The following is a 23,778-nucleotide window of genomic DNA, read 5'->3' as shown; positions in this document are numbered from 1 at the left end:
ACAAAATAATGTTGGACAAAACCGCATTTAATGCGTTTATCTGTCTGTCAGCAGCACTCAGACACCGGCACGGATGAACGATGACCCAGATTGATGATTTTGACCTTAAGATACTGACTTTACTGGAAGCCAACGGTCGCCTGACCAATCAGGAGTTAAGCGATATTGTCGGGCTTTCCGCCTCACAATGCTCACGCCGCCGGATTAATCTGGAGCAGGCAGGATTGATCCTTGGCTACCATGCGCGTTTGTCGCCAGATGCTGTCGGGCTGGGAATGATCGGCCTGATTGAAGTGCGCCTGATCAACCACACGGCAGAATACGTTGAGAGTTTTCATCGTATGGTGTCAGAGCAGGCGGCGATTGTGGATGCATACAAAACCACGGGCGACGCCGACTACCTGCTGAAAGTGGCCGTGGCTGACCTGCCAGGCTTAAGTGCGCTAATCAGCCAGCTGGTGGCAGGGCATCAAAGCGTATCCCATGTTAAAACCTCCGTGGTGCTCAACCGCCTGAAAGAGAATGGCCTGATGTCGGTAAGCGAAACGCTGTTGCGCTAAAACAGTGCAGATCGCGCACCGTTTTTGTGCATTAAAAGCACCCGCAGTGAAAGCATTGTGCATAGAATCGAAATCTGGTGCGTGAAATGATGGAAATAAGACCATTTCATGCACAAAGATAAAAAATAAAGCGCCTCGTATTCAATGGGTTAATTGGCTGCCCCCATCTGCTGGTTTACAGTGTCAGCGGATTGGTGCGATTTTTGCTTTGTTTTCGCTATAAAGCGAGCAATAAACAGAGCAACAATTACCCGGGAATCAATCCGATGGACAACGTAGTACAACAACCTGCAAGAATCCCCCATACGCTGCTGGAAGACGTGCTGGCTATTGTGTTGGGCACGCTGATGGTCTCATTCGGCGTCACGCTGCTGAAACAGGCCGGGGCGCTCACCGGGAGCACTGCCGGTATTGCTTTCCTGATTAGCTATCTGACGAAAGCCTCTTTTGGCCTCGCCTTCTTCCTGATAAATATTCCCTTTTACTGGCTGGCCGTAAAACGGATGGGCTGGGCTTTCACCGTGAAAACGTTCTCAGCCGTGGCGCTGGTCTCGCTGTTCAGCCATTTACACCCGCTATTCATCCATTTTTCCGCGCTGGATCCCTTTTATGCGACACTGTTCGGTAACGTGGTGATGGGGATTGGGTTTATAGTGTTATTTCGCCATAAGGCCAGTCTCGGCGGGATCAATATTCTGGCATTATGGTTACAGGATCGTTACGGCATTCGCGCCGGAAAACTGCAAATGGTGGTGGACACCTGCGTAGTGCTGGCTTCGCTGTTTGTCGTCTCGCGCGAGATGCTTGCGGCCTCAATTGCCGGTGCGGTGGTACTTAATCTGATCATTGCCATGAACCATCGACCTGGCCGCTATTTCGTCTAGCTTTGCCTGTATCAGCCGCGACGCCCGCTGAGACGTCGCAGGATAACACTGACTAATTAATGGAGACTTGCACTGTGTTTCAAAACGTTGATGCCTACGCTGGCGATCCGATCCTCTCCCTGATGGAAACTTTCAAGCAGGATAACCGCGCACACAAGGTGAACCTGAGCATCGGCCTGTATTACGACGCACAGGGTGTGATCCCGCAAATGAGAGCGGTTGCCGCTGCGGAAGAGCTGCTGAATGCACAGCCAAAGAGCGCATCACTCTATCTGCCAATGGAAGGCCTGCCGCCGTACCGTAGCGCGGTTGCGCCACTGCTGTTCGGCGCGGAACATCCGGTGCTGAAAGCAGGGCGTATCGCAACCATTCAGACGCTGGGCGGCTCTGGCGCACTGAAAGTGGGTGCTGACTTCCTGAAATACTACTTCCCGAATTCACAGGTATGGGTCAGCGATCCGACCTGGGAAAACCATATTGCCATCTTCGCGGGTGCGGGTTTCACGGTAAATACATATCCGTGGTATGACGCTGAGACCAACGGCGTGAAGTTTGCCGCGCTGCTGGAGAAACTGAACACACTGCCTGCTCAGAGCATCGTGCTGCTGCATCCGTGCTGCCACAACCCGACGGGTGCTGACCTGACTAACGCACAGTGGGATGAAGTGACCGCGGTGCTGAAAGCGCGCGAGCTGATCCCATTCCTCGACATCGCCTATCAGGGCTTTGGTGCCGGTATGGAAGACGATGCCTACGCCATCCGCGCTATCGCAACCGCAGGTCTGCCAGCGCTGGTCAGCAACTCATTCTCTAAAATCTTCTCCCTGTACGGCGAACGCGTCGGTGGTCTGTCAGTGGTCAGTAACGATGCGGATGAAGCCGGGCGCGTACTCGGCCAGCTAAAAGCTACCGTGCGTCGTAACTACTCCAGCCCGCCAAACTTTGGTGCGCAGGTAGTTTCCTGTGTGCTGAATAATCCTGAGCTGAAAGCCGACTGGCTGGCACAAGTGGAAGAGATGCGCGTGCGTATTCTTGAAATGCGTCAGGCGCTGGTAGAAGGGTTGACGCTGGCGGTACCGGGTAAAAACTTTGATTACCTGCTGAAGCAGCGCGGCATGTTCAGCTACACCGGGCTGAGTGCTGCCCAGGTAGATCGTCTGCGCAATGAGTTTGGCATCTACCTGATTGCCAGCGGCCGTATCTGCATGGCTGGCCTGAACCACAATAACGTGCGTCAGGTTGCTGAAGCGATGGCGGCAGTGATGTAATTCCTCTCTGGCCGGGTTCTCTCCCGGCCAGCTATTCCTGCTTTTTCACTTTTCAGGTTTACCTTTTCGCTACTTGCTGCACACTTAACGGATCTGTTTAGTTAAGGAGTCGTACTATGTGGTATCAGCAAACCCTCACTCTGAACGAAAAACCACGTGGTTTTCATCTGGTGACAGATGAGATCCTCGGTGAACTACGTCGATTAAGTGATGTGCAGACCGGGCTGCTGCATCTGCTGTTGCAGCATACGTCGGCATCCCTGACGCTGAATGAAAACTGCGACCCGACGGTAAGAGCCGATATGGAGCAGCACTTTTTGCGAGCGGTACCTGAAAGCGCGCCGTATCAGCATGACTACGAAGGGGCAGATGATATGCCTGCCCATATTAAATCTTCACTGCTTGGCACCTCACTGCTGCTACCGATCAGCCGTGGACGTCTGATGCTCGGTACCTGGCAGGGGATCTATCTGGGTGAACACCGCATTCGCGGCGGTGCCCGACGTATTGTGGCGACGCTACAGGGGGATGATTAAGCATGAAGGTATCCGATCTACTGACATACTGCATGGCGAAGAGCGGAGCAGAGCAGAGCGAGCATGAAGAGTGGCAGGCCACGCAGATCAAAGCCAACGGCGTGCTGTTTGCCATGTTATTCGATGTGGACGGACGTCCGGCAGTGGCGCTGAAAAGCAGCCCGGCGCTGGCGGAACTGATTCGCGATCAGCACAGCGACGTGCAACCCAGCAAACATCTCAACCCCTCGCACTGGAACACTGTGCTGCTGGACGGGTCGCTAAAGGACTCGCAGATATATTATCTGGTGGATGCGTCGGTGCAGCAGGTGCAGAAATAAGTATACCCGTCATACTTCAAGCCGCAGGATCGTTGGCTCTCCTCGCGCACCCCGGTCACTTACTGATGTAAGCTCCCGGGGATTTGCTGCGTTGCCGCCTGCCTGCAACCCGAATTATTTAGGGTATACGTGTTTAGGGTATAGATGTTTGGGGTATAGATGGCGTCATACTTCAGGCCGCAGGATCGTTGGCTCTCCTCGCGCACCCCGGTCACTTACTGATGTAAGCTCCCGGGGATTTGCTGCGTTGCCGCCTGCCTGCAACTCGAATTATTTAGGGTATACGTGTCTAAGGTAAACGTGTCTAAGGTATACGTGTTTAGGGTATACGTGAGACGTCACAATTATGCGCGCAGCGTATCGATATCGATAACAAAGCGATACTTCACATCGCTTTTCAGCATGCGCTCGTAGGCTTCGTTGATCTGATTGATATTAATCATCTCAATATCCGAGGTGATGTTGTGCTTACCGCAGAAATCCAGCATCTCCTGTGTCTCTTTAATGCCGCCAATCAGCGAGCCAGCAATGCTGCGGCGTTTAAAGATCAGGTTAAACACCTGCGGTGATGGATGGTCATGTTCTGGTGCACCGACCAGCGTCATGGTGCCGTCGCGGCGTAGCAGCGTGATAAACGGATTAAGGTCATGCTGCGCAGCAACGGTGTTGAGGATAAAGTCGAAACTATTGGCATGCTGCGCCATCTGATCGGCATCTTTCGAGATCACGACTTCATCAGCACCCAGGCGTTTGCCATCTTCAATTTTAGACGGTGAAGTGGTGAACAGCACGACGTGAGCACCCATCGCATGGGCAATTTTCACGCCCATATGGCCCAGACCGCCCAGGCCAACGATACCGACTTTTTTACCCGGGCCAACGCCCCAGTGATGCAGCGGAGAGAAAGTCGTGATACCAGCACACAGCAGCGGCGCTGCACCCGCCGGATCGAGGTTCTCAGGCACACGCAGCACGAAATCTTCATGCACCACCACCTGAGTTGCGTAGCCACCAAAGGTGATATCGCCATTAACGCGGTCTTTGCCGTTATAGGTGCCGACAAAACCCTCTTCGCAGTACTGCTCCAGATCTTCTTTACAGCTGTCACAGGTACGACAAGAGTCGACCATACAGCCCACGCCAACCAGATCGCCCACCTTGTATTTATGGCCGTGCGCGCCCACCGCGGTAACGCGTCCTACGATCTCATGGCCTGGCACCACCGGGAAAATGGTGTTACGCCATTCGTTACGTGCCTGATGCAGGTCAGAGTGGCAAACGCCGCAGAACAGCACTTCGATCTGCACATCATGTTCACGCAGTTCGCGTGGCTGAAACTCAAACGGAGCCAGCTTCGATTTCGCGTCCTGGGCGGCATAAGCATGCGTAATATTCATTGGTATCTCCAGTTGTTGATGATGTGGCGCAGTGGCCATATGAGGTGGGAGCAGGCAGTGGAACAGCGTCGCCTTCTCCGCAAAATGATGAAGGTTAAGCATAGTCAGGGAATGAAGATCGGGGTATATCCAAAACTCGCTAAGTCTTGCCTGTTTCTGCAAGATTTTGTTGAGAATGTAATAAATCAGCAGTCAATCGTAGAGAAAAATACGAATGTTAACAGCAGGCCGGAGATAGCGGCCTGCTGGTGGGAAATACAAATACTGTAGGGGCGAGGCATGCCTCGCCCGATTTAACGCACCTCGGCCAGTTAACTCTGCAACAGAGGTTTGAGGAAGCGGGCAGTATGCGAACGCTCGCACTCAGCCACCGTCTCCGGTGTGCCTGACACCAGAATTTCACCGCCACCGCTGCCACCCTCCGGCCCCAGGTCAACAATCCAGTCAGCGGTTTTGATCACATCAAGATTGTGCTCAATCACCACAATGGTGTTGCCCTGGTCACGCAGCTGATGCAGCACTTCCAGCAGCTGCTGGATATCGGCAAAGTGCAGGCCGGTAGTTGGTTCATCCAGAATATAGAGCGTCTGGCCGGTGCCACGCTTCGACAGCTCACGCGCCAGTTTCACGCGCTGGGCTTCACCACCAGACAGGGTGGTGGCCGACTGGCCGAGGCGAATATAGGACAAGCCCACATCAATGAGGGTTTGCAGCTTACGCGCCAGCGCCGGAACGGCATCAAAGAACTCGCGCGCTTCTTCAATGGTCATCTCCAGCACTTCGTGAATGCTCTTGCCCTTATATTTCACTTCCAGCGTTTCCCGGTTATAGCGTTTGCCTTTGCACTGGTCGCATGGCACGTAGATATCGGGCAGGAAGTGCATCTCTACCTTGATAACACCGTCACCCTGACAGGCTTCGCAGCGCCCGCCGCGCACGTTAAAGCTAAAGCGGCCAGGCGTATAGCCACGAGTACGTGACTCAGGTACCCCGGCAAACAGCTCACGCACCGGGGTAAAGATCCCGGTATAGGTCGCCGGATTCGAACGTGGCGTACGGCCGATCGGGCTTTGATCAATATCGATCACCTTGTCGAAATGCTCCATACCAACGATCTCGCGGTACGGCGCAGCTTCGGCAATAGTGGCTCCGTTCAGCTGACGCTGGGCAATCGGGAACAGAGTATCGTTAATCAGCGTCGATTTGCCGGAACCAGATACCCCGGTCACGCAGGTAAACAGCCCGACGGGCAGTGTCAGAGTCACATCCTTCAGGTTATTACCGCTGGCACCGGTCAGCTTCAGTACTTTAGACGGATCGCCTTTTACGCGCTGCTCAGGAATAGCAATGCCACGTTTGCCGCTGAGGAACTGCCCGGTAAGGGAGGCCTCCACCGCCATGATGTCATCAACCGTTCCTTCAGCGACGATTTCACCACCGTGCACCCCGGCACCGGGGCCGATATCGATCACATGATCTGCGGCGCGAATCGCATCTTCGTCGTGCTCCACCACAATCACGGTATTGCCTAAATTACGCAGATGCACCAGCGTTTCCAGCAGGCGTTCGTTATCGCGCTGATGCAGGCCGATAGAAGGCTCATCCAGCACGTACATCACGCCCACCAGGCCTGCACCGATTTGGCTGGCAAGGCGGATACGCTGGGCTTCACCGCCGGAGAGCGTTTCAGCCGAACGGGACATCGACAGATAATTAAGGCCAACGTTCACCAGGAATTTCAGGCGATCGCCAATCTCTTTCAGCACTTTCTCAGCGATTTTGGCGCGCTGGCCGCTGAGTTTCATATTCTGGAAGAACTCCATCGCATGGCCGATGCTCATATCTGAGATGGTCGGCAGCGTGGTGTTCTCAACAAAGACGTGGCGTGCTTCACGGCGCAGGCGCGTACCGCCGCAGCTGGTACAGGAGCGATTGCTGATATATTTTGCCAGCTCTTCGCGCACCGCCGACGATTCCGTCTCTTTGTAGCGGCGCTCCATATTATGCAGCACCCCCTCAAACGGATGGCGGCGCACTGACGTGTCGCCACGGTCGTTGACGTATTTAAATTCGATATTTTCTTTGCCTGAACCGTACAGAATCACTTTGCGGCTGTGTTCGCTAAGGCTGTTAAACGGCGCTTCAATATCAAATTCCAGGTGCTCTGCCAGCGAGCGCAGCATCTGGAAATAGTAGAAGTTACGGCGATCCCAGCCACGGATAGCGCCGCCTGCCAGCGACAGCTCCGGGTTCTGTACCACGCGGTCAGGATCGAAATATTGCTGCACGCCCAGCCCGTCACAGGTGGGGCAGGCCCCGGCCGGATTGTTAAACGAGAACAGGCGCGGTTCCAGCTCATTCATGCTGTAGCCACAGATCGGGCAGGCAAAATTAGCCGAGAACAGCAGCTCTTCAGCATTGGTGTCGTCCATATCGGCGACCACGGCGCTACCGCCGGAAAGCTCCAGCGCGGTTTCAAACGATTCCGCCAGGCGTTGCGACAGATCTTCGCGAACCTTGAAGCGATCAACCACCACTTCAATAGTATGTTTCTTCTGGAGCTCCAGCTTCGGCGGATCGGAAAGATCGCACACTTCGCCATCGATACGGGCGCGGATATAGCCCTGACTGGCAAGGTTTTCCAGCGTTTTGGTGTGCTCACCCTTACGATCTTTCACAATCGGTGCCAGCAGCATCAGACGGCGGCCTTCCGGCTGCGCCAGCACATTATCTACCATCTGGCTGACGGTTTGTGCCGCCAGAGTTACATCGTGATCCGGGCAGCGTGGCTCGCCCACTCGGGCAAACAGCAGACGCAGATAGTCATGAATTTCGGTGATAGTACCAACGGTGGAACGCGGATTGTGCGAGGTTGATTTCTGCTCAATCGAAATCGCCGGAGACAGCCCTTCGATATGATCGACGTCCGGTTTTTCCATCAAGGAAAGGAACTGGCGCGCATAGGCGGAGAGTGATTCTACATAGCGACGTTGCCCTTCAGCGTACAGCGTGTCAAACGCCAGCGAGGACTTACCGGAGCCTGAAAGACCCGTGACGACAATCAGTTTATCGCGCGGGATGGTCAGGTTGATGTTTTTCAAATTGTGGGTGCGGGCACCCCGTACTTCGATCTTATCCATTCACATTTCCCGGATTAGCGCAAACTTCACCATACCTGCCCGGCACGGCCAGAAAGAAACGAGTTAGTATGGCACAAAAAAACCTGAATGAATAACCAGTGTTTTGGCCTGGAATGCCATCTTTTACGATGTAACGGTGCAACGAACTCAGGTGTTTTTCGAGGCGTCTCCTAAATGTAGGATCTCGGGGTAGGCCATGATAGAATTTTGCGCTTAGACTTAAGTCAGAACATTTAACCGGAGACAGCAACATGGCCAGCAGAGGCGTAAATAAAGTAATTTTAGTCGGAAATCTGGGGCAAGACCCGGAAGTTCGCTACATGCCGAATGGCGGTGCCGTTGCCAACATGACTCTGGCCACCTCCGAAAGCTGGCGTGACAAGCAGACCGGTGAAACCAAAGAGAAAACCGAGTGGCACCGTGTTGTGCTGTTCGGCAAACTGGCCGAAGTGGCCGGTGAATACCTGCGTAAAGGTTCTCAGGTTTATATCGAAGGCGCACTGCAAACCCGCAAATGGACTGATCAGGCGGGTGTCGAAAAGTACACCACCGAAGTTGTGGTCAATGTCGGCGGTACCATGCAGATGCTGGGCGGTCGTGCTCAGGGTGCAGGCGCACCAGCAGGCGGCGGTCAGGGTGGCAACAACAACGGTTGGGGCCAGCCACAGCAGCCTCAGCAGCAGCCACAGGGCAGCAACCAGTTCAGCGGCGGCGCGCAGCAGTCTCGCCCGCAGCAGCAGCCACAGCAGAACAACGCACCGGCGAACAATGAGCCACCAATGGACTTTGACGACGACATTCCGTTCTAAGAAAACCCTGTCGTTATCGAGTCACAAGAAACCCCGCAATGCGGGGTTTTTTTATTTTCTGAATTAACCGTCCGCTTTAAATAAGCGGTAACGGGAAGATTGAATCCGCTGAAATAACACAAATTTGGAGGGGAGATAGAATGAAAAGCACTTTATGTATAAGCATGGTGGCGTTGGCACATCTGTATTAAGGAGGACATTGTTTTCCCTTTTCTTTTTTCCTTAATTCAAATTACCCTTCGAAGTTTCCTTGCGGCGGTATCACCGGATGGCGTTCCCACATTGAGGAGCAAATTCGCCCCCCCGCAGCCGGAGAAGCCTGCTGCCAAAGGCCTGCCAGGCTGTATGGTCTGTCGCGGTAAGCATAATTAGACGATGCTTTATCCTAAATTTAACCATTATGTATAAATAATATAGTTGTATTTGATATTTGTTTCTATGCGTAACGATAAGCCATGTTAATTTGTTTGCTGGCGAGTTATAAAAGTAAAATAATTAAAAACGTGTTTTCTCCTGCTTGATTTTCATTCTTTTGAATGGATAATGTGCGCAAATTACATTACGTAACATCTCCTTTAAATGGATTTTCATTAGCATGACTTTATGTTTGCGCTTCTTTCAGCAAGGGATCGCTGCGCCTGTACTTATGAGTGTGATACTTGCCCACTCATCTGTTGTCCATGCCGCGACGCCAGCCGACAATAATGCCCTTAACGGCGCGATCCTCGATGCGCAGGAGCAGCAGCGCCAGCAGGCGCGTGAGCGTGCGCTTCAGCAGCAGAACGCCCCGGAGAGCGATGTGCGTCTGGCACGTCCCGACGTGGTGCTGCCAGATTATCCGGCCAACGAAACCCCCTGTTTTACGATCAACTCCCTGCGCCTTGAAGGGGATCTTGCCCCGCGTTTTCAGTGGGCGCTGGAGGCCGCTGAAAGTGCCAAAGGCCGCTGTCTGGGCGGACAGGGAATTATGCTGGCTATTAACAAGGTACAGAATGCCATTCTGGCCAGGGGTTTTGTTACCACCCGGGTGATGGCCCAGGAGCAGGATCTGACAAAAGGCGTGCTGACGCTCACTCTTCAGCCTGGTCGCATTGGCCGCATTTACTTCGATCAGCCGGTATCATGGCGTGCGCGTATGTGGAATGCCGTGCCTGCTTCTCGCGGCGATGTGCTCAATCTGCGCGATATTGAGCAGGGCCTGGAGAACTTCCGCCGCGTGCCCAGCGCCACCGCAGAAATCAGTATTTTGCCTGGCGAGCAGGACGGCACCAGTGACCTGCTGGTGAACTGGAAAGAGACCCGCCCGGTGCATCTCAGCCTGGGGCTGGACGATAGCGGATCGAAAAGCACAGGCCGTTACCTCGGCTCGGCCACGCTGGCGGTGGATGCACCCTTTGCGCAAAACGACCTCTTCTATGCCAACATCGGCAAAGATCTGTTTCAGCACGGCCCTTTCGGCAACCGCTCCCACACGCTGAACTACTCCATACCCGTCGGCTACTGGAGCTTTGCCGCCAACTACAACGACTACACCTATCACCAGAATATCGCCAACGCCAACGAGGTGTTGAGCTATAGCGGTAAGAGCGACAACGTACAGGTAACGGTATCCCGCCTGCTGTTTCGCAATCAGCTACATAAAACCACCCTCAATATGCGCGTCTGGCGCCGCCACTCGACCAATGCCGTTGAGGAGGTAGAGATTGAACAGCAGCGCCGCCGTACTGCGGGCTGGGAGCTGGGGCTTAACCAGCGCAGCTATCTTGGTAACGCCACGCTGGATGCCAATATCAACTGGCGACGTGGCACCGGTGCTTTTCATGCCTTGCGCGCCCCGGAAGAAGAGACCGGCAGCGGCAGCGCCCGTACCGGGATCGCCATGGGTGATATCAGTCTGAATCAGCCGTTTACCCTGGGTGACGAGCCATGGCGCTTTGTTACCAGCGTACGTGGTCAGTGGAGCGCCAACGCGCTTACGCCTCAGGATCGTTTAGCCATTGCCGGGCGTTACACCGTGCGCGGTTTTGACGGCGAGCAGATCCTCTCCGGTGAAAAAGGGGTGATCTGGCGTAACGAGCTGGCGTGGAACGTGCTGTCGCGTGGTCATGAGCTGTACACCGCGCTGGACTATGGCCGCGTCGATGGCCCCGGTACCCGCTATCTGGCGGGGCATCAGCTGGTGGGCAGCGCAATTGGCGTGCGCGGAGCACTGTGGAGCCACCTCAGCTATGACCTGTTCGCCGGGGTACCGCTCTATAAACCAGAACAGTTTCACACTTCAGGCGCGACGGCGGGATTCAGCCTCAACCTGGACATTTAACCTGCCCTGTCGCCCGGGCGACGGCTGCGCATTTTACTGAACCGACCGTATTTTTCAGGGACGAAAATCATGAACAGACACTGTTATCGCCTTATCTTCAGCCGCACTCACGGGGAGCTGCGGGTGGTATCTGAACTGGCCCGCAGTTGCAGCAGTGAGCCGGGGCAGAGCCGTGGTACCGGCGCTCCGCGTCTGTGGGTAACGGTACGTCGCGCGGTCTGGATGCTCGGCCTGTCGCTGTCTGCCGCTCCGGCACTCGCCGCCGGTATCGTCGCAGACGGTAAGGCCGGGGCAGGTCAGCGCCCGCAGGTCATCACCACCCAAAACGGCTTACCGCAGGTCAATATCACTGCCCCGAATAAGGCCGGCGTATCCCATAACCCGTACCGCCAGTTCGATGTCGATAAGCGCGGCGCCATCCTCAATAACTCCGCCTCAATGACCTCAACAAAGCTGGCGGGGATGATCCAGGGTAACCCGAATCTTAAGCAGAACGCCGCCCCTGCCCGCGTCATTCTTAATGAAGTGAACAGCAACAGCCCCAGCGAACTGCGCGGTTTTCTTGAGGTGGCGGGGGGACGTGCGCAGGTGATTGTTGCCAACCCGGCAGGGATTGTCTGCAACGGCTGCGGCACCATCAACGCCGGGCGCATGACGCTGACCACCGGTAAAACAGAGCTGAACCCCGACGGCAGCCTGGCCGGTTACCGGGTGGAGCGCGGCACCGTCCGCATTGAGGGCGGCGGCCTGAATGGCGATGCCCGGCATGATACTGAATATGTGGATGTGCTGGCGCGGGCGGTTGAGATCAACGCCGGTGTTCGGGCGAAACAGGGGCTGAACGTGGTGGCGGGCCGTAACCACATCAGCGCCGATACCCACACGGTGAACGCGCTGGCCGCCGACGGTAAAGCGCCGGAGCTGGCCATCGATATGGGCCAGATGGGCGGCATGTACAGCGGCCAGATCCGCATGATCGGAACCGAAGCGGGCGTCGGGGTGCGCAACCAGGGCGGGCATATCCAGGCAGAGAAAACGCTGACGGTAAGCAGCGACGGGAAACTCACCTGGCAGTCAGGCGCTCAGGACGCGGTCACGCAGGCGGGCGGCGATATCCGGCTGGCTGCCAGAGACGATATTGAACACCAAGGCAAACTGCACAGCGGCGGCACTCTTTCAGTGGAGAGCCGCGATGGCGGGCTGAAACAATCCGGCACGCTGGCGGCGGCGGGCGACGTCAGCCTGAAGGCGAAACGGTCGATGACCGGCAGCGGCAGCCTGCTGGCGGGCAGCGATATCAACAGTACGCTGACGCGTGAAGCGGATTTAACGCTTTCCGCCGGGGGCGATATCAGCGCCAGCGGCAGCCTGTTAAGCAAAAAAACGGTCAGCATCAGCGGCCGGCGGGTCGATCTCAGCCAGAGTACGCTGGCGGCGCGTCAGCTGAACATTGACGCGCAGGCAGGCGGCGTGGCGCTGCAACGGGCCAGCGTGGACAGCGGCGAACTGGTGGTGAACAGCGCAGCAGACGTTGACGCGCAGCAGGCGCAGATCGGCGCAGGACGCTGGGATATCAACGCCGGCAGCCTTTTTGCCCGGGGCAGCATCTGGTCCCAGACGGGCGCGGGAACAAGCCGCTTTGCGCTCTCCGGCCTGCTGGATAACAGCGACGGCAGCATCGAAGCCCGGCAGCTCAGTCTGACCGGTGCCGCGCTGACCAACCGGCGCGGCAGGCTGGTCGCGCTGGATAATGCGGCGCAGCGCTGGCAGATCGACGGCCTGCTGGATAACAGCAGCGGTACGCTGGGCAGCAACGGCAGCCTGACGCTGGAAGCCGGAAACCTCGATAATCAGGGCGGCTCGTTACAGAGTCAGTCAGCGTTAAATATCATCGCCAAAGCCGCTATTAATAACGCCGGCGGTCAGCTGACAGCGGGCGGGCCGGTGCAGGTTCAGGCCGACAGCCTGCTCAACGGGCAGGGATCCGTTGAGTCGCTGGACAGCCTGGATATGCAGCTCACCCGCGCGCTGGATAACAGCGGAGGACGCCTCTTCAGCCGGCAGACCCAGACCCTCACTGCCGCCGATATTTTCAATACCGGGGGATGGATGGGTACGCAGGGGAGCTGGTCAGCGGTCAGCGGCCGCTTTGTTAACCGTGACGGAAACGTGCAGAGCGGGCAGGGCGCGATGCTGACCGCCGCCACGCTGGATAACCGGCAGGGCATCATGGCCTCAGGCGCAGAGCTGGCGATCGGCGTCAGCGGGGACATTGACAACCGCGCAGGGAACCTCAGCGCACAGCGGCAGCTCTCCGTACAGGGCCACACCGCCGGTGCGGCCGGCGGTCATCTGAACAACGCCGGAGGGCAGATGCTGGCGGGCGATGCGCTGACCGTCGCGGCACTCAGCATCGATAACGGCCAGGGCGGCCTGATCTCCAGCCTTCAGCAGATGCAGCTGAAGGCTGATAACGCGCTGGATAACCGCCGGGGGCAGCTCGAAAGTGGCGGCGACATGAAGATTGCCGCGGATGCGTTGCAGAACGAAGGCGGGATGATAGCCGGCCAGCAGCAGCTTGGCCTGAACGTTCTCACCCTGCTGGATAATCACGGCGGCACGGTAAAAAGTAACGGCGACCAGCTGATTTCTGCCGGCCAGATTAACAACCGCCAGGGCGTGTTCAGCAGCGGCGCAGGGCTTGACCTGACCGCACAGCAGCTGGATAACCAGAACGGCACGGTAGTGGGTCGTGGCGCGGGCATCTACCGTGTGACCACGCTCAGTAACCAGCAGGGAAAAATACACAGCGGCGATGCGCTGACCATCGCGTCGGATGTCGTAAACAACCAGGGCGGACAGCTGGTTGCTACCCGGGCGCTGGATCTGCACGCCGCGCAGCTCAGTAACCAGACCCGAGGGCAAATCAGCAGCCAGGGCGCGCTGACCATACAAACGGATAGCCTGAACAACCGCGACGGCGGCGTGTTGCTGGGCACCACGCACACCGCTGTGACGGCTCGCTCGCTGGATAACAGCGCCGGGGAGCTGAAAAGCGCCGGCACGCTCACGCTCTCACTGCTGGAAACGCTGGATAACCGCCGGGGACGCATTCTGGCGAACCGGGCGCTGACGATTCAGGGCAGTGACAGTCGCGCCCGCAGCGCGGTGGCCCCTGCGCTTAATCTGTTAAACCAGAGTGGCGTGGTGCAGAGCGGTGACACCTTAACCGTGCAGACCAGCACCCTGAACAACCAGGGCGGTACGCTACTCAGCCAGCAGGCGCTGAACCTCTCTGTCCTGCAGGACTACACCCACCGGGCGGGCGACACCCTGAGCAGCAACGGCACCCTGACGCTCTCCGTGGCCGGCGTGCTGACCAGTCTGACCGACTGGTTACTGCCGGGCAGCCTGACGCTTAACAGCCGGCACTTCACCAACCAGGGCGCGCTGGTGGGTAAAACGCTGCAACTGACCACCGGAACGCTGATTAACCGCGGCCGGCTGGAGGCTGACAGCCTGACGCTTAACGTTGATTCGCTGGATAACCCGGCCACCCTGATCGGCGATGACATCACGGTGCGCGCACGCATCATCGACAACTACGGCCGCGATGCGGCGATCGCCGCCACCCGGCACCTCGATTTGCGCGCCAGCGAGCGCCTGACCAACCGCGACGGCAGCCTGCTCTACAGCAGCGGCAGCCTCAGTCTTGGCAGCGACGACCTGATTGAAAACCGCGCCGCCAGCATCGAAGCCGATGGGGATATCACGGTGGAGGCCGGGCGCCTCAACAACCTGCGCGTGGGGCTGAACATCGCCCGCAACGCGGTGAGCAGCGACTACAGGTGGCACCGCTATAACTACTACTGGCGCTCCTACGGCTCAAAAGTGGGCCACAGCGTAAACACCATGGCGCCTACTACCCAGCGGCTGACCTTCAACGACAGCGCGGCGGCTGCGAACAACCGTTACGGCACGCTGCTGGCCATTGATGCCGGAGCCAGACGCGCTCAGGTACGGGTGAAAAACAACCGGGGCGCGATGACCGTTCTGTGGGTGAACTACCTGTCCCTGAAGCCCAACGCCGACGGCAGCTATGCCATGACGTTTTACGAAACCCGCGGGCAGCGTCAGAACAACGTCCCCACACCCTATCAGAACACCGTCTGGCGCGAGCACGATCAGGGAGAGCTGGAGCAGTGGGATCCGGACTGGCATATAGATATTGCCGCTGCCCCCTATGTGAGTGACTACAACAACCTGCGCGAGCGCACGGTCACCGGCACGGTCACCCGGGACAGGCTGGTCTCGGCCGGTACCGGCGCGCATATTCTGGCGGGGGGCAATATGGTGCTGCGCGTTACCGGGCAGCTGCTGAATGACGCCAGCACCCTGAGCGCCGGCGGCAGTCTGAATATTGCGGGTGCTAAAAATATCGTTAACAGAGGCTATTCCGTTAACGAACGGCGTCAGGAACATATTGTTGACCACTACGACCGTGACACCAACCACTGGTATCCGACTTTTGATCACGATACAACCACGGCGCTGACCACCATTGATGCCATCCTCACCGGCAATGGCGCGGTGACCATTCAGGGAACCGGCATCGAAAACGTGACGGTTAATCAGGCGCAGATTAGCAGCGTTGCGGCGGCGCAGAACGCGGCGGAAGCAGAACGCGCCGAGCAGGAGCGTAACCCGCTGGCGGTGGATCTCTCCTCCGGCAGCCGCCCCTTAACCCCGGGTGAGCTGGCGCTGACCGGTCAACAGCACCCCGATCGGGTGGCAATGTCCGTGCCGGATAACGGCCTGTTCCGGCAGCAGATCGCCGCAGGCAGCCCTTTCCTGGTGGTCACCGACGCGCGCTTTACCAGCCGCAGCCGGTTTATCAGCAGTGACTATCTGCTGGGGCTGGTGGGATACGATCCTGCACAGGTGGTTAAACGCCTTGGCGATGGCTTCTACGAGCAGCGCCTGGTGCGTGAACAGATGCTGACGCTGACCGGGCGACTTCCGGAGAAGGGCGAAGACGCCATGGCGCAGTATCAGCGCCTGATGAACAACGGCGGCAGCGTGGCGCAGGACTTCCATCTGGTGCCCGGCGTGGCGCTGACGCCGGCACAGATTGCGGCGCTGCAACAGGATATCGTCTGGCTGGTGAGTGAAACGGTCGATACGGCCGGTGGCCCGCAGACGGTATGGGTGCCAAAAGTATATCTGGCTAACAGCACGGTGCGCCTCTCCGGCGACGGTGCGCTGATAGCGGGCGGCAGCCTGCAACTCTCGGCTGACAGCCTGAACAATGCTGCTAACCTGGTCTCTGACCGGGCGCTGAACGTTGATGCGGACAGCTTCCTGCATCAGGGCGGAGATATCCGCGCCGGCAGCATCAGCGTGACGGCCGGCAGCCTGACGTTAAGCACCCGCCTTCAGGATGCGCTGCGCCAGGCCTCGATGAGCGCCGGTGACATCACCCTGAATGGTAAAGACGTGCGCCTTGAGGGGGCGAAGCTGGATGCCACGCAGAGCCTCAGCCTGAACGCGCAGAACAGCCTTGACATCGGTGCCGCCAGAAGCAGCCACACGGCCAGCCTGGCGGTGATATCCGGTGCGATGGGCAACCGCACCAGCGCGGGCCGGGAAGAGGCCGGCACGCGGATGGCGACAGTCAGCGGCGAGTGGCAGCAGGCGCTGGGCAGTACGCTGAGTGCCGGAAGCAGCCTCAGCCTGCGCGCCGGGCAGGACATCACGCTCCAGGGCAGCCAGGCGAAGGCGGGCGGCAGCATCCGGGCAGAGGCCGGGGGCGGGGTGAAGCTGCTGGCGGAGACCACCACCAACACCACGCATCTGACCGCCAGCAGCCGCACCTCCTCGGTGAGCAACACCCGCCGGGAAGACCGCCTGCAGCTCAGTACCCTGAGCGGCGACGGGGGCGTGACGGTGGTGGCCGGTAACAGTTTGCTGATGGAGGGCGCACAGGTTGACAGCCGGCAGGGCAACGTCGGGGTCAGCGCGCAGGCGGTGACCGTCCGGGAGGCGCGCGGGGTGGTCAGCGACCAGGATAATGAAAACACGCACGAAGGCAAAACCAGAAGCCGGCGTGAGCGGGAAACGGTGCGCGACAGCGGCACGGGCAGCACCCTGAGCGGCCAGCGCGGCGTGACGGTCATTGCCCGTGAAAGCGATATTGCCGTTACGGGCAGCACGCTGCACAGCGAGGAGGGCGCGATAGCGCTGCAGGCGAAGCGGGACGTGCTGATAAACAGCGCCACCGACCGTGAGTCGGCGTTCTCGGAGGAGCGCAGCGAGAAAAAAGGCGTGCTGTCGAAAAGCAGCAGCCACAGGGTGCAGGACGACCGCGACACTCACGAACAGGGATCCCTGCTCAGTGGTGAAAGCGTCAGCGTGAGTGCCGGACGTGACCTGGCGGTGAGGGGTTCCGCCATCGTTGCGGATAAGGACGTGACGCTGGCGGCGGGCAACAACGCTGAGATCGCTGCGGCGACGGAGACGGCGTCCCGCTATCTGCTGGAGGAGAAGAAGAAGAGCGGGCTGATGAGCAGCGGCGGCATCGGCTTTACGGTGGGCAGCCAGTCAACGCGGCATCAGGTTGATGAAAAGGCCACCACGCAGAGCCAGAGCGTGAGCACGGTGGGCAGCCGCCAGGGTAACGTCAGCATCACGGCGGGGAACCGCGTCCATATCGGCGGCGCCGACCTGGTGGCGGGCAGAGACCTGTCGATCGCCGGTGACAGCGTGCAGATCGACCCGGGCTACGATAAGCGCCGGCGTGAGGAGAGCGTTGAAAGCAGGCAGAGCGGGTTGACCCTGGCGCTGTCGGGTACGGTGGGAAGCGCGGTGAACACGGCGGTGAGCACGGCACAGCAGGCGAGAAAAGAGGGCGACGGGCGGCTGCAGGCGCTGCAGGGCACCAAGGCGATCCTCTCGGGCGCACAGGGCGTGCAGGCCTACGATCATGACAGTGCCGTGACGGAAGCCGCGGATGCGAAAAATGCCGCCGGCGGCATGAGTAAAGACGCTGATGGCGCAGCAAAAGGGGCGACCAACACCGTCGGCGTCAGCCTCTCTTACGGCAGCCAGTCCTCGAAGAGCGAGACGGTGACCGGAAGCAGCCAGTCGCAGGGGAGCAGCCTGACGGCGGGCGGCAGCCTGAGCATCACCGCCACCGGGCGGGGAAACGGGCCGGACAGCGGGGATATCCGCATCGCGGGCAGCCAGCTGAAAGCGGGTAAAGACCTGTCGCTCGACGCCGGCCGCGATATTCATCTGCTCTCCGCGCAGAACACGGAAAGCACCGACGGTAAAAACAGCAGCAGGGGAGGCAGCGTGGGCGTGGGGATCGGGGTGGGATCCGGCGGCTTCGGCATCAGCGTATCGGCCAGCGTCAACGGCGGAAAAGGCCATGAGACGGGCCGCGGTCTGACGCATACCGAAACCACGCTGGACGCGGGCAGCGCAGTCAGCCTGACCAGCGGTCGCGACACCACCCTCAGGGGCGCGCAGGTGAGCGGAGAGACGGTGGCAGCCGACGTCGGCCGCCATCTGACGCTGGCCTCGGAGCAGGACAGCGACAGCTACGATGCGAAGCAGCAGAACGTCAGCGCGGGCGGCAGCTTCACGTTCGGCTCCATGACCGGGTCGGCTAACGTGAACGTCAGCCGCGACAGGATGAAGAGTCGCTTCGACTCGGTGAAAGAGCAGACAGGGCTGTATGCAGGCAGCGGCGGCTATGATATCAGGGTGGGTGAGCATACCCGGCTTGACGGGGCGGTGATATCCTCGACGGCGGCGGCGGATAAAAACCGGCTGGACACCGGGACGCTGGGCTGGTCAGATATCCATAACCGTGCGGACTATAAAACCGAACACCAGAGCGCGGGCTTTAACAGCGGCGGCCCGGTGGGTGCGAACCTGTTAAGCAACGTCAGCGCCCTGCCGGTATCCGGCTCCGGGAGTGAGGGCCATGCGGAAGGCACCACGAAGTCGGCGGTGAGCGCGGGCCGCCTCACGGTGCGCGACACTGCGAATCAGCAGCAGGACGTGAGCGGGCTGAGTCGTGATACGGCGCATGCCAACGACGGCAGCATCACGCCGATCTTTAACAAAGAGAAAGAGCAGAAACGGCTGCAGCAGGCGCAGCTGGTGAGCGATATCGCCTCGCAGGCGCTGGACATCTACAACACGCACGAGGCGACGAAGGCAACGCGTGAGGCGACGGCAGCGCTGGCGGATAAAGCCCGGCAGCGGGAGTATGAGGGCCGGGCGGGGGCGGAGCTTGCGGATGCGAAACGTGTCGATCCGGTGGTGGACGACAGCCGGCAGGCGGTGAAGGAGAAGGCGTGGCAGCTGGCGTATGAGGATGCCCTGAGCCGGAATGGCGCGCAGACGGGCGGCAGCGTGAGCACGGGCGTGAATGCGGTGGTGAGCGCGCTACAGGGTCTGGCCGGAGGGGACATCAGGAGGGCGCTGGCGCAGGGTGCGGCGCCGTATCTTGCGGGCGTGGTGAAGAGCCTGACGACGCAGAACAAGCCGTACGGAGAGCAGAGCACGCAGGAGAAGGCGAGCAACGCGCTGGGGCATGCGCTGCTGGGTGGCGTGGTGGCGGAACTGAGCGGAGGAAGTGCGGCAGCGGGTGCGGCGGGCGGCGTGACGGGAGAGCTTGCGGCCCCGGCCATAGCGCTGGCGCTGTACGGAACGGCGGACAGCAGCAGGCTGACGTCAGGGCAGAAGGAAAACCTGAGCGTGCTGGCCACGCTGGCCGCAGGGATAGCGTCGGGGGTGAGCGGCGGCAGTACGGCGGATGCGGTGACGGGTGCTCAGGCAGGGAAAAATGCGGTGGAGAATAACTATCTGCACTCAGATCAGGCGCTGACGTTTGATAAGGAAATGCAGGCCTGCCGCAGCGCCGGTGAGAACTGCCAGCCCATCATTGATAAATGGAAAAAAATCAGTGACGAGCAAAGCGCACAGGTTGACAGTAACCTGAAAGATAAACCCCTAACGGCCAAAGAATGGGACAAACCACTGGCTGAAGGCGGGATTCAGGCGACGGAACGGCCTGAATGGATGGGTGATATTTTTGGCCTGGATGTCATGCGTGATGATGAGGCGAAAGCCTATGTTCAGTACTGGAACTCGCAGGATCTGACGAAGATAGATGTCACTACGCCGGACTGGGTAAAATTTGCGACGTTGGTTGCTGATCCGGAAAATCAGGCCATGTTGCTTTCGGGTGGGTTAGTGACAAAGGAGTTAGTACAATTAGCAAGATCTACCTTAACCAACTTATCTCAAGGTGGCATTCCATTCGCAATAAAAAGTATGCAAGTTGGATTACGGAATCCACAGCAGGTAGATCAGCTTAAAAACGATATGGTGAGTGGTAATTATAAATTTACAGCACCTGAAGGGCGTATAGCTGGATATGTTGATAGCAAAGGAAGTTACTATATATCTGAAGGTAATCACAGGATGGTTGCAGCTCAGGAAATATATAAAAAAACAGGAGATGTTTCGTATGTTGAAAAACTTATACAAAATGGCTCGTGGACTCAGACTAAAAATGCTCCGGCTGGAGCCTCTTCGATGCCGAAAAGAAAGTGATATATTTTATGAATATTAATCAAGTGGATAGCTACATGTATAAAAATGAAATATACGTGAAAATGTTAGGGCTTGCACTACCTTACATACGAAATCTACAGCGACTTGAAAAGAAAGAAAAAAGCTTGAACTTATCTTGTTATCTGGAAGCTGAACTTGTTCATAATTTGACCGTATCTATCCTGGATAAGAATTTTACAGAACACGATATATGGTTTTTAAATAACCAAGCAAAGTATTACGTTGAGAAATGTAATGAGGATGTGTCACCAAATTACAATCAACATCTTATTTATATAAAAAAGCTTTTTAATATAGTACCTGACGATTTGAAACCTAAATTAACATGGGTTGGCCCATCATAATAAATACCCAGTCATCGTGCTGGGTTTTTATTTGTGCACAGAAAACCTCCAGCCACGCTGGAGGTTCAGTAATATGCCTGTGAAATGGAGAAGGAATATGGCCCGGCCGTGTCGCAGGAGCTGGTTAAAGGTCTGCTATCGGGGCAGGATTATATAAAACGAAATCCTGACTCTGAGGCTATGGCTAAAGCGCAGACCATTATGAATACCTGGGGTTATCATAAATCGAACGCCAGTATTGGTGATGCGCCGCTGATGTTTGGGAGCAGTGTGCTTGGCACCACGATAAAAGAGGGAATGGCGCTGAATGCGGCAATCGGTATGGGGGTTAACTCTGTTGCCCAGCTCAGCGGAAATGATCCATTCAGCTACGTGGATGCGATTATGGCTGGCGTGACAGCAGCAGTTACTACGGGTAAAGGTATCGGTACATCAGCTGGAATAAATATGGGTGGTGCTGCGATTGGAAGTGGTATTAAAGGTGAAGATCCGACGAACTCTGTTATTAGTACCGGGTTGGGATCCGTGCTTGGTAGCGGTACAGGCAAGGTTATATCCGGAACTTTAGGAACTTCTGTAAAAGAAGGAACGGCAGATATTATCAGCAATATTGGAGGATCAGTTGCCAGTGAAGCCGTTGGTAATACAGTAAAAGGAACACTCGATGAAGCTGATAAATCAACTAAAAAATAATCGAAATGTTAATTTAAACACTCTGCTTGCGCTGGTAATACTATGTATTATTTCTGTTTTTTTAATAACAATGACAGGCTGTCTTCTTGGCAGGGCAATAGCGTTTTTCAAAACTGATATTTTAACTTTCGATTGGAAAAAGGATATTTTGTATTCTGTAAAAGTAGGTACTTCTGCTGGGATGTTGTCGGGAATTGGTATCTGGATAAAAGCCCGGTTACAAGAGCATAAGCACAGTAAAAAAACAAACCAGTAAGTTGACAAGCCCCAGCCTTCAGTGGCTGGGGTTTTACTTTATAACCGGCCAGTTACCTCAAACAAGCCGCCACTCCACCTTCCCTTCCGGTATCTTCCGGGGCCGCTTCTGCGGCGTGGTAACCAGTTCAATAAACGCCGCTATCTCCCGCTGTTTACGGTCGGAGAGCTTCTTACAGAGCTGCTTCAGCGTGGTTATCACTTCCGGCTCTAGCTGTCGGGTGGTGAGCTGGTTCACCCTGGCGCTGTCGGGTACGATGCGGCGCCGTATCTTGCGGGCGTGGTGAAGAGCCTGACGACGCAGAACAAGCCGTACGGAGAGCAGAGCACACAGGAGAAGGCGAGCAACGCGCTGGGGCATGCGCTGCTGGGTGGCGTGGTGGCGGAACTGAGCGGAGGAAGTGCGGCGGCGGGTGCAGCGGGCGGCGTGACGGGAGAGCTTGCGGCCCCGGCCATAGCGCTGGCGCTGTACGGAACGGCGGACAGCAGCAGGCTGACGTCAGGGCAGAAGGAAAACCTGAGCGCGCTGGCCACGCTGGCCGCAGGGATAGCGTCGGGGGTGAGCGGCGGCAGCACGCAGGTGAGTATCCGTGCGTTGCAGGCGGTCCATACGAGTACACATCCGGCGGAATGTTCCGCTGACAGCGGTGAAAATAAAAGTCATAATGACACCACAGTCGACACCACAGTCGACACCACAAAGAGCATGCAAAATGAGCACAATCCACTTCAGGATAGATGATGAAACCAAGCGTCTGGCGATGCAGGCGGCAGAGCGGCAGAAGACCAGCCTGACGGAAATCATGCGTCAGCGGGCTGAAGAGCTTGCTGCAGAGGAGCGACAGTATCAGGACGGTCAACATGATGCCTGGCTCGAACAGCAGATAACAGCGGCGTTCAGTCGCTATGATGCTGGTGAAGCCAGCTTCATCAGTGATGATGAGATGAGCAGTCGAATGGACGAACTGAAAGCGCAGGCAGCGCGGGGCAGGTTGTGACACAAACGATCCGCTGGGAAAGGCAGGCTCAGGCAGACAGGGAGGCCATCTTCCGTTATCTGTACCAGGAAGCTGGCCTGTCGGTAGCCAGCGCTACAGACGATAAGTTCGTCAGCATGACTGGCATCCTTAAAGAGAATCCGCTGGCCGGTACAAAAGCCGGAAGAACAGCGCGGCATCGTAAACTGGTGGTGCCCCGCTTCCCGTTCATCATCATCTATGTCGTTGAAGGGAAGGTGGTCAGTATCCTGCGTGTCCTGCATACTGCCAGAAAAATAGCGGGTCGTTATCAGAAAAGTTAGCCGGTTCCCTGTGAGAGCAGTGGTTCCGTGGACGGCAGAGCGCCGCGACTCTGCGGCGATCTGCCTTCATCAGCATCAGTGTGCGCGGGGGTAAATGGCTGCGCACCGGGCCTTGCTGCCTATGCCCTCTGTAAGGCAGTTCCCGGCGCACGGCCATTAAACATAATGTGCGGGTATTATGCGCAGCCGTCCCGCAGAGCTTCACAGCCTGGCCCGCCCTCAACGAGCGGGCCGGTGTCAAGGCTAAGTAGAGATGTCCGGGGTGGGGCAAAGTTCAAATGTCCATAACAAACAAAAGATA

17 protein-coding genes are annotated in these 23,778 nt (G+C 57.4%); 14 read left to right on the top strand and 3 right to left on the bottom strand.

Going from position 1 to position 23,778, the window contains the following annotated elements; translation table 11 throughout:
* The first annotated feature begins 80 nt into the window (after positions 1-80).
* The 5 genes from GN242_RS19495 to GN242_RS19475 all read left to right on the top strand — a co-directional run bounded on the left by GN242_RS19495 (position 81) and on the right by GN242_RS19475 (position 3,568).
* Positions 81-560 (top strand): Lrp/AsnC family transcriptional regulator, encoded by a 480-nt coding sequence (locus GN242_RS19495; protein WP_154754231.1) that lies wholly within the window; start codon positions 81-83, stop codon positions 558-560.
* A 266-nt stretch (positions 561-826) separates the two neighbouring features.
* A complete protein-coding gene (locus GN242_RS19490) occupies positions 827-1,444 on the top strand; it encodes a YitT family protein (RefSeq protein WP_154754232.1) in 618 nt (205 codons plus the stop codon).
* Positions 1,445-1,518: 74 nt separating this feature from the next.
* Positions 1,519-2,712, top strand: a complete 1,194-nt coding sequence (locus tag GN242_RS19485; RefSeq protein WP_197094746.1) for an amino acid aminotransferase — start codon at positions 1,519-1,521, stop codon at positions 2,710-2,712.
* Between the two features lie 116 nt (positions 2,713-2,828).
* On the top strand, positions 2,829-3,248 hold the full coding sequence (locus GN242_RS19480; protein WP_154754234.1) for a secondary thiamine-phosphate synthase enzyme YjbQ: 420 nt from the start codon (positions 2,829-2,831) through the stop codon (positions 3,246-3,248).
* A gap of 2 nt (positions 3,249-3,250) precedes the next feature.
* Positions 3,251-3,568, top strand: coding sequence for an MmcQ/YjbR family DNA-binding protein (locus GN242_RS19475; protein WP_154754235.1), 318 nt, complete (start codon positions 3,251-3,253; stop codon positions 3,566-3,568).
* 344 nt (positions 3,569-3,912) lie between these two features.
* Here GN242_RS19475 and GN242_RS19470 read toward each other — a convergent pair whose 3' ends face one another.
* Positions 3,913-4,965, bottom strand: coding sequence for an NAD(P)-dependent alcohol dehydrogenase (locus GN242_RS19470; protein ID WP_154754236.1), 1,053 nt, complete (start codon positions 4,963-4,965; stop codon positions 3,913-3,915).
* A gap of 311 nt (positions 4,966-5,276) precedes the next feature.
* Entirely contained in the window at positions 5,277-8,105 is a 2,829-nt protein-coding gene (gene uvrA, locus GN242_RS19465; RefSeq protein WP_156288063.1) for an excinuclease ABC subunit UvrA, read from the bottom strand.
* 251 nt (positions 8,106-8,356) lie between these two features.
* Between uvrA and ssb1 the strand changes: the two genes are divergently transcribed.
* The 6 genes from ssb1 to GN242_RS19435 all read left to right on the top strand — a co-directional run bounded on the left by ssb1 (position 8,357) and on the right by GN242_RS19435 (position 22,178).
* A complete protein-coding gene (ssb1, locus tag GN242_RS19460) occupies positions 8,357-8,914 on the top strand; it encodes a single-stranded DNA-binding protein SSB1 (protein ID WP_156288062.1) in 558 nt (185 codons plus the stop codon).
* A gap of 646 nt (positions 8,915-9,560) precedes the next feature.
* On the top strand, positions 9,561-11,234 hold the full coding sequence (locus GN242_RS19455; RefSeq protein WP_231617120.1) for a ShlB/FhaC/HecB family hemolysin secretion/activation protein: 1,674 nt from the start codon (positions 9,561-9,563) through the stop codon (positions 11,232-11,234).
* Positions 11,235-11,303: 69 nt separating this feature from the next.
* Entirely contained in the window at positions 11,304-20,864 is a 9,561-nt protein-coding gene (locus GN242_RS19450; protein WP_156288060.1) for a hemagglutinin repeat-containing protein, read from the top strand.
* 8 nt (positions 20,865-20,872) lie between these two features.
* The gene (locus tag GN242_RS19445; RefSeq protein ID WP_231617119.1) at positions 20,873-21,229 is read left to right on the top strand and encodes a zinc ABC transporter substrate-binding protein; all 357 of its coding nucleotides are present in this window, start codon (positions 20,873-20,875) and stop codon (positions 21,227-21,229) included.
* A gap of 84 nt (positions 21,230-21,313) precedes the next feature.
* Positions 21,314-21,922 (top strand): adhesin, encoded by a 609-nt coding sequence (locus GN242_RS19440; RefSeq protein WP_156288059.1) that lies wholly within the window; start codon positions 21,314-21,316, stop codon positions 21,920-21,922.
* Positions 21,894-22,178, top strand: a complete 285-nt coding sequence (locus tag GN242_RS19435; RefSeq protein WP_156288058.1) for a hypothetical protein — start codon at positions 21,894-21,896, stop codon at positions 22,176-22,178. The genes GN242_RS19440 and GN242_RS19435 overlap by 29 nt, the downstream gene beginning before the upstream one ends.
* A gap of 57 nt (positions 22,179-22,235) precedes the next feature.
* On the opposite strand, the gene GN242_RS19430 is transcribed toward GN242_RS19435, so the two are convergent.
* Positions 22,236-22,415 carry a SymE family type I addiction module toxin gene (locus GN242_RS19430; protein WP_156288057.1) on the bottom strand — a complete coding sequence of 60 codons (180 nt, stop codon included), beginning with the start codon at positions 22,413-22,415 and terminating at the stop codon, positions 22,236-22,238.
* A gap of 45 nt (positions 22,416-22,460) precedes the next feature.
* On the opposite strand from GN242_RS19430, the gene GN242_RS19425 reads away from it, so the two are divergent.
* Genes GN242_RS19425 through GN242_RS19415 form a run of 3 tightly spaced genes read left to right on the top strand, consistent with a single transcriptional unit; the run spans position 22,461 to position 23,477 of the window.
* The gene (locus GN242_RS19425) at positions 22,461-22,919 is read left to right on the top strand and encodes a VENN motif pre-toxin domain-containing protein (RefSeq protein ID WP_231617118.1); all 459 of its coding nucleotides are present in this window, start codon (positions 22,461-22,463) and stop codon (positions 22,917-22,919) included.
* On the top strand, positions 22,891-23,175 hold the full coding sequence (locus GN242_RS19420; RefSeq protein WP_156288055.1) for a damage-inducible protein J: 285 nt from the start codon (positions 22,891-22,893) through the stop codon (positions 23,173-23,175). The genes GN242_RS19425 and GN242_RS19420 overlap by 29 nt, the downstream gene beginning before the upstream one ends.
* Positions 23,172-23,477 (top strand): type II toxin-antitoxin system RelE/ParE family toxin, encoded by a 306-nt coding sequence (locus GN242_RS19415; protein ID WP_156288054.1) that lies wholly within the window; start codon positions 23,172-23,174, stop codon positions 23,475-23,477. Before GN242_RS19420 ends, GN242_RS19415 begins: the two co-directional genes overlap by 4 nt.
* Positions 23,478-23,778 lie beyond the last annotated feature (301 nt).

Source organism: Erwinia sorbitola (assembly GCF_009738185.1).
GTDB lineage: Bacteria > Pseudomonadota > Gammaproteobacteria > Enterobacterales > Enterobacteriaceae > Erwinia > Erwinia sorbitola.
The sequence above is the reverse complement of the archived record's forward strand: the minus strand, read 5'-3'. Positions and strand labels throughout refer to the sequence as shown.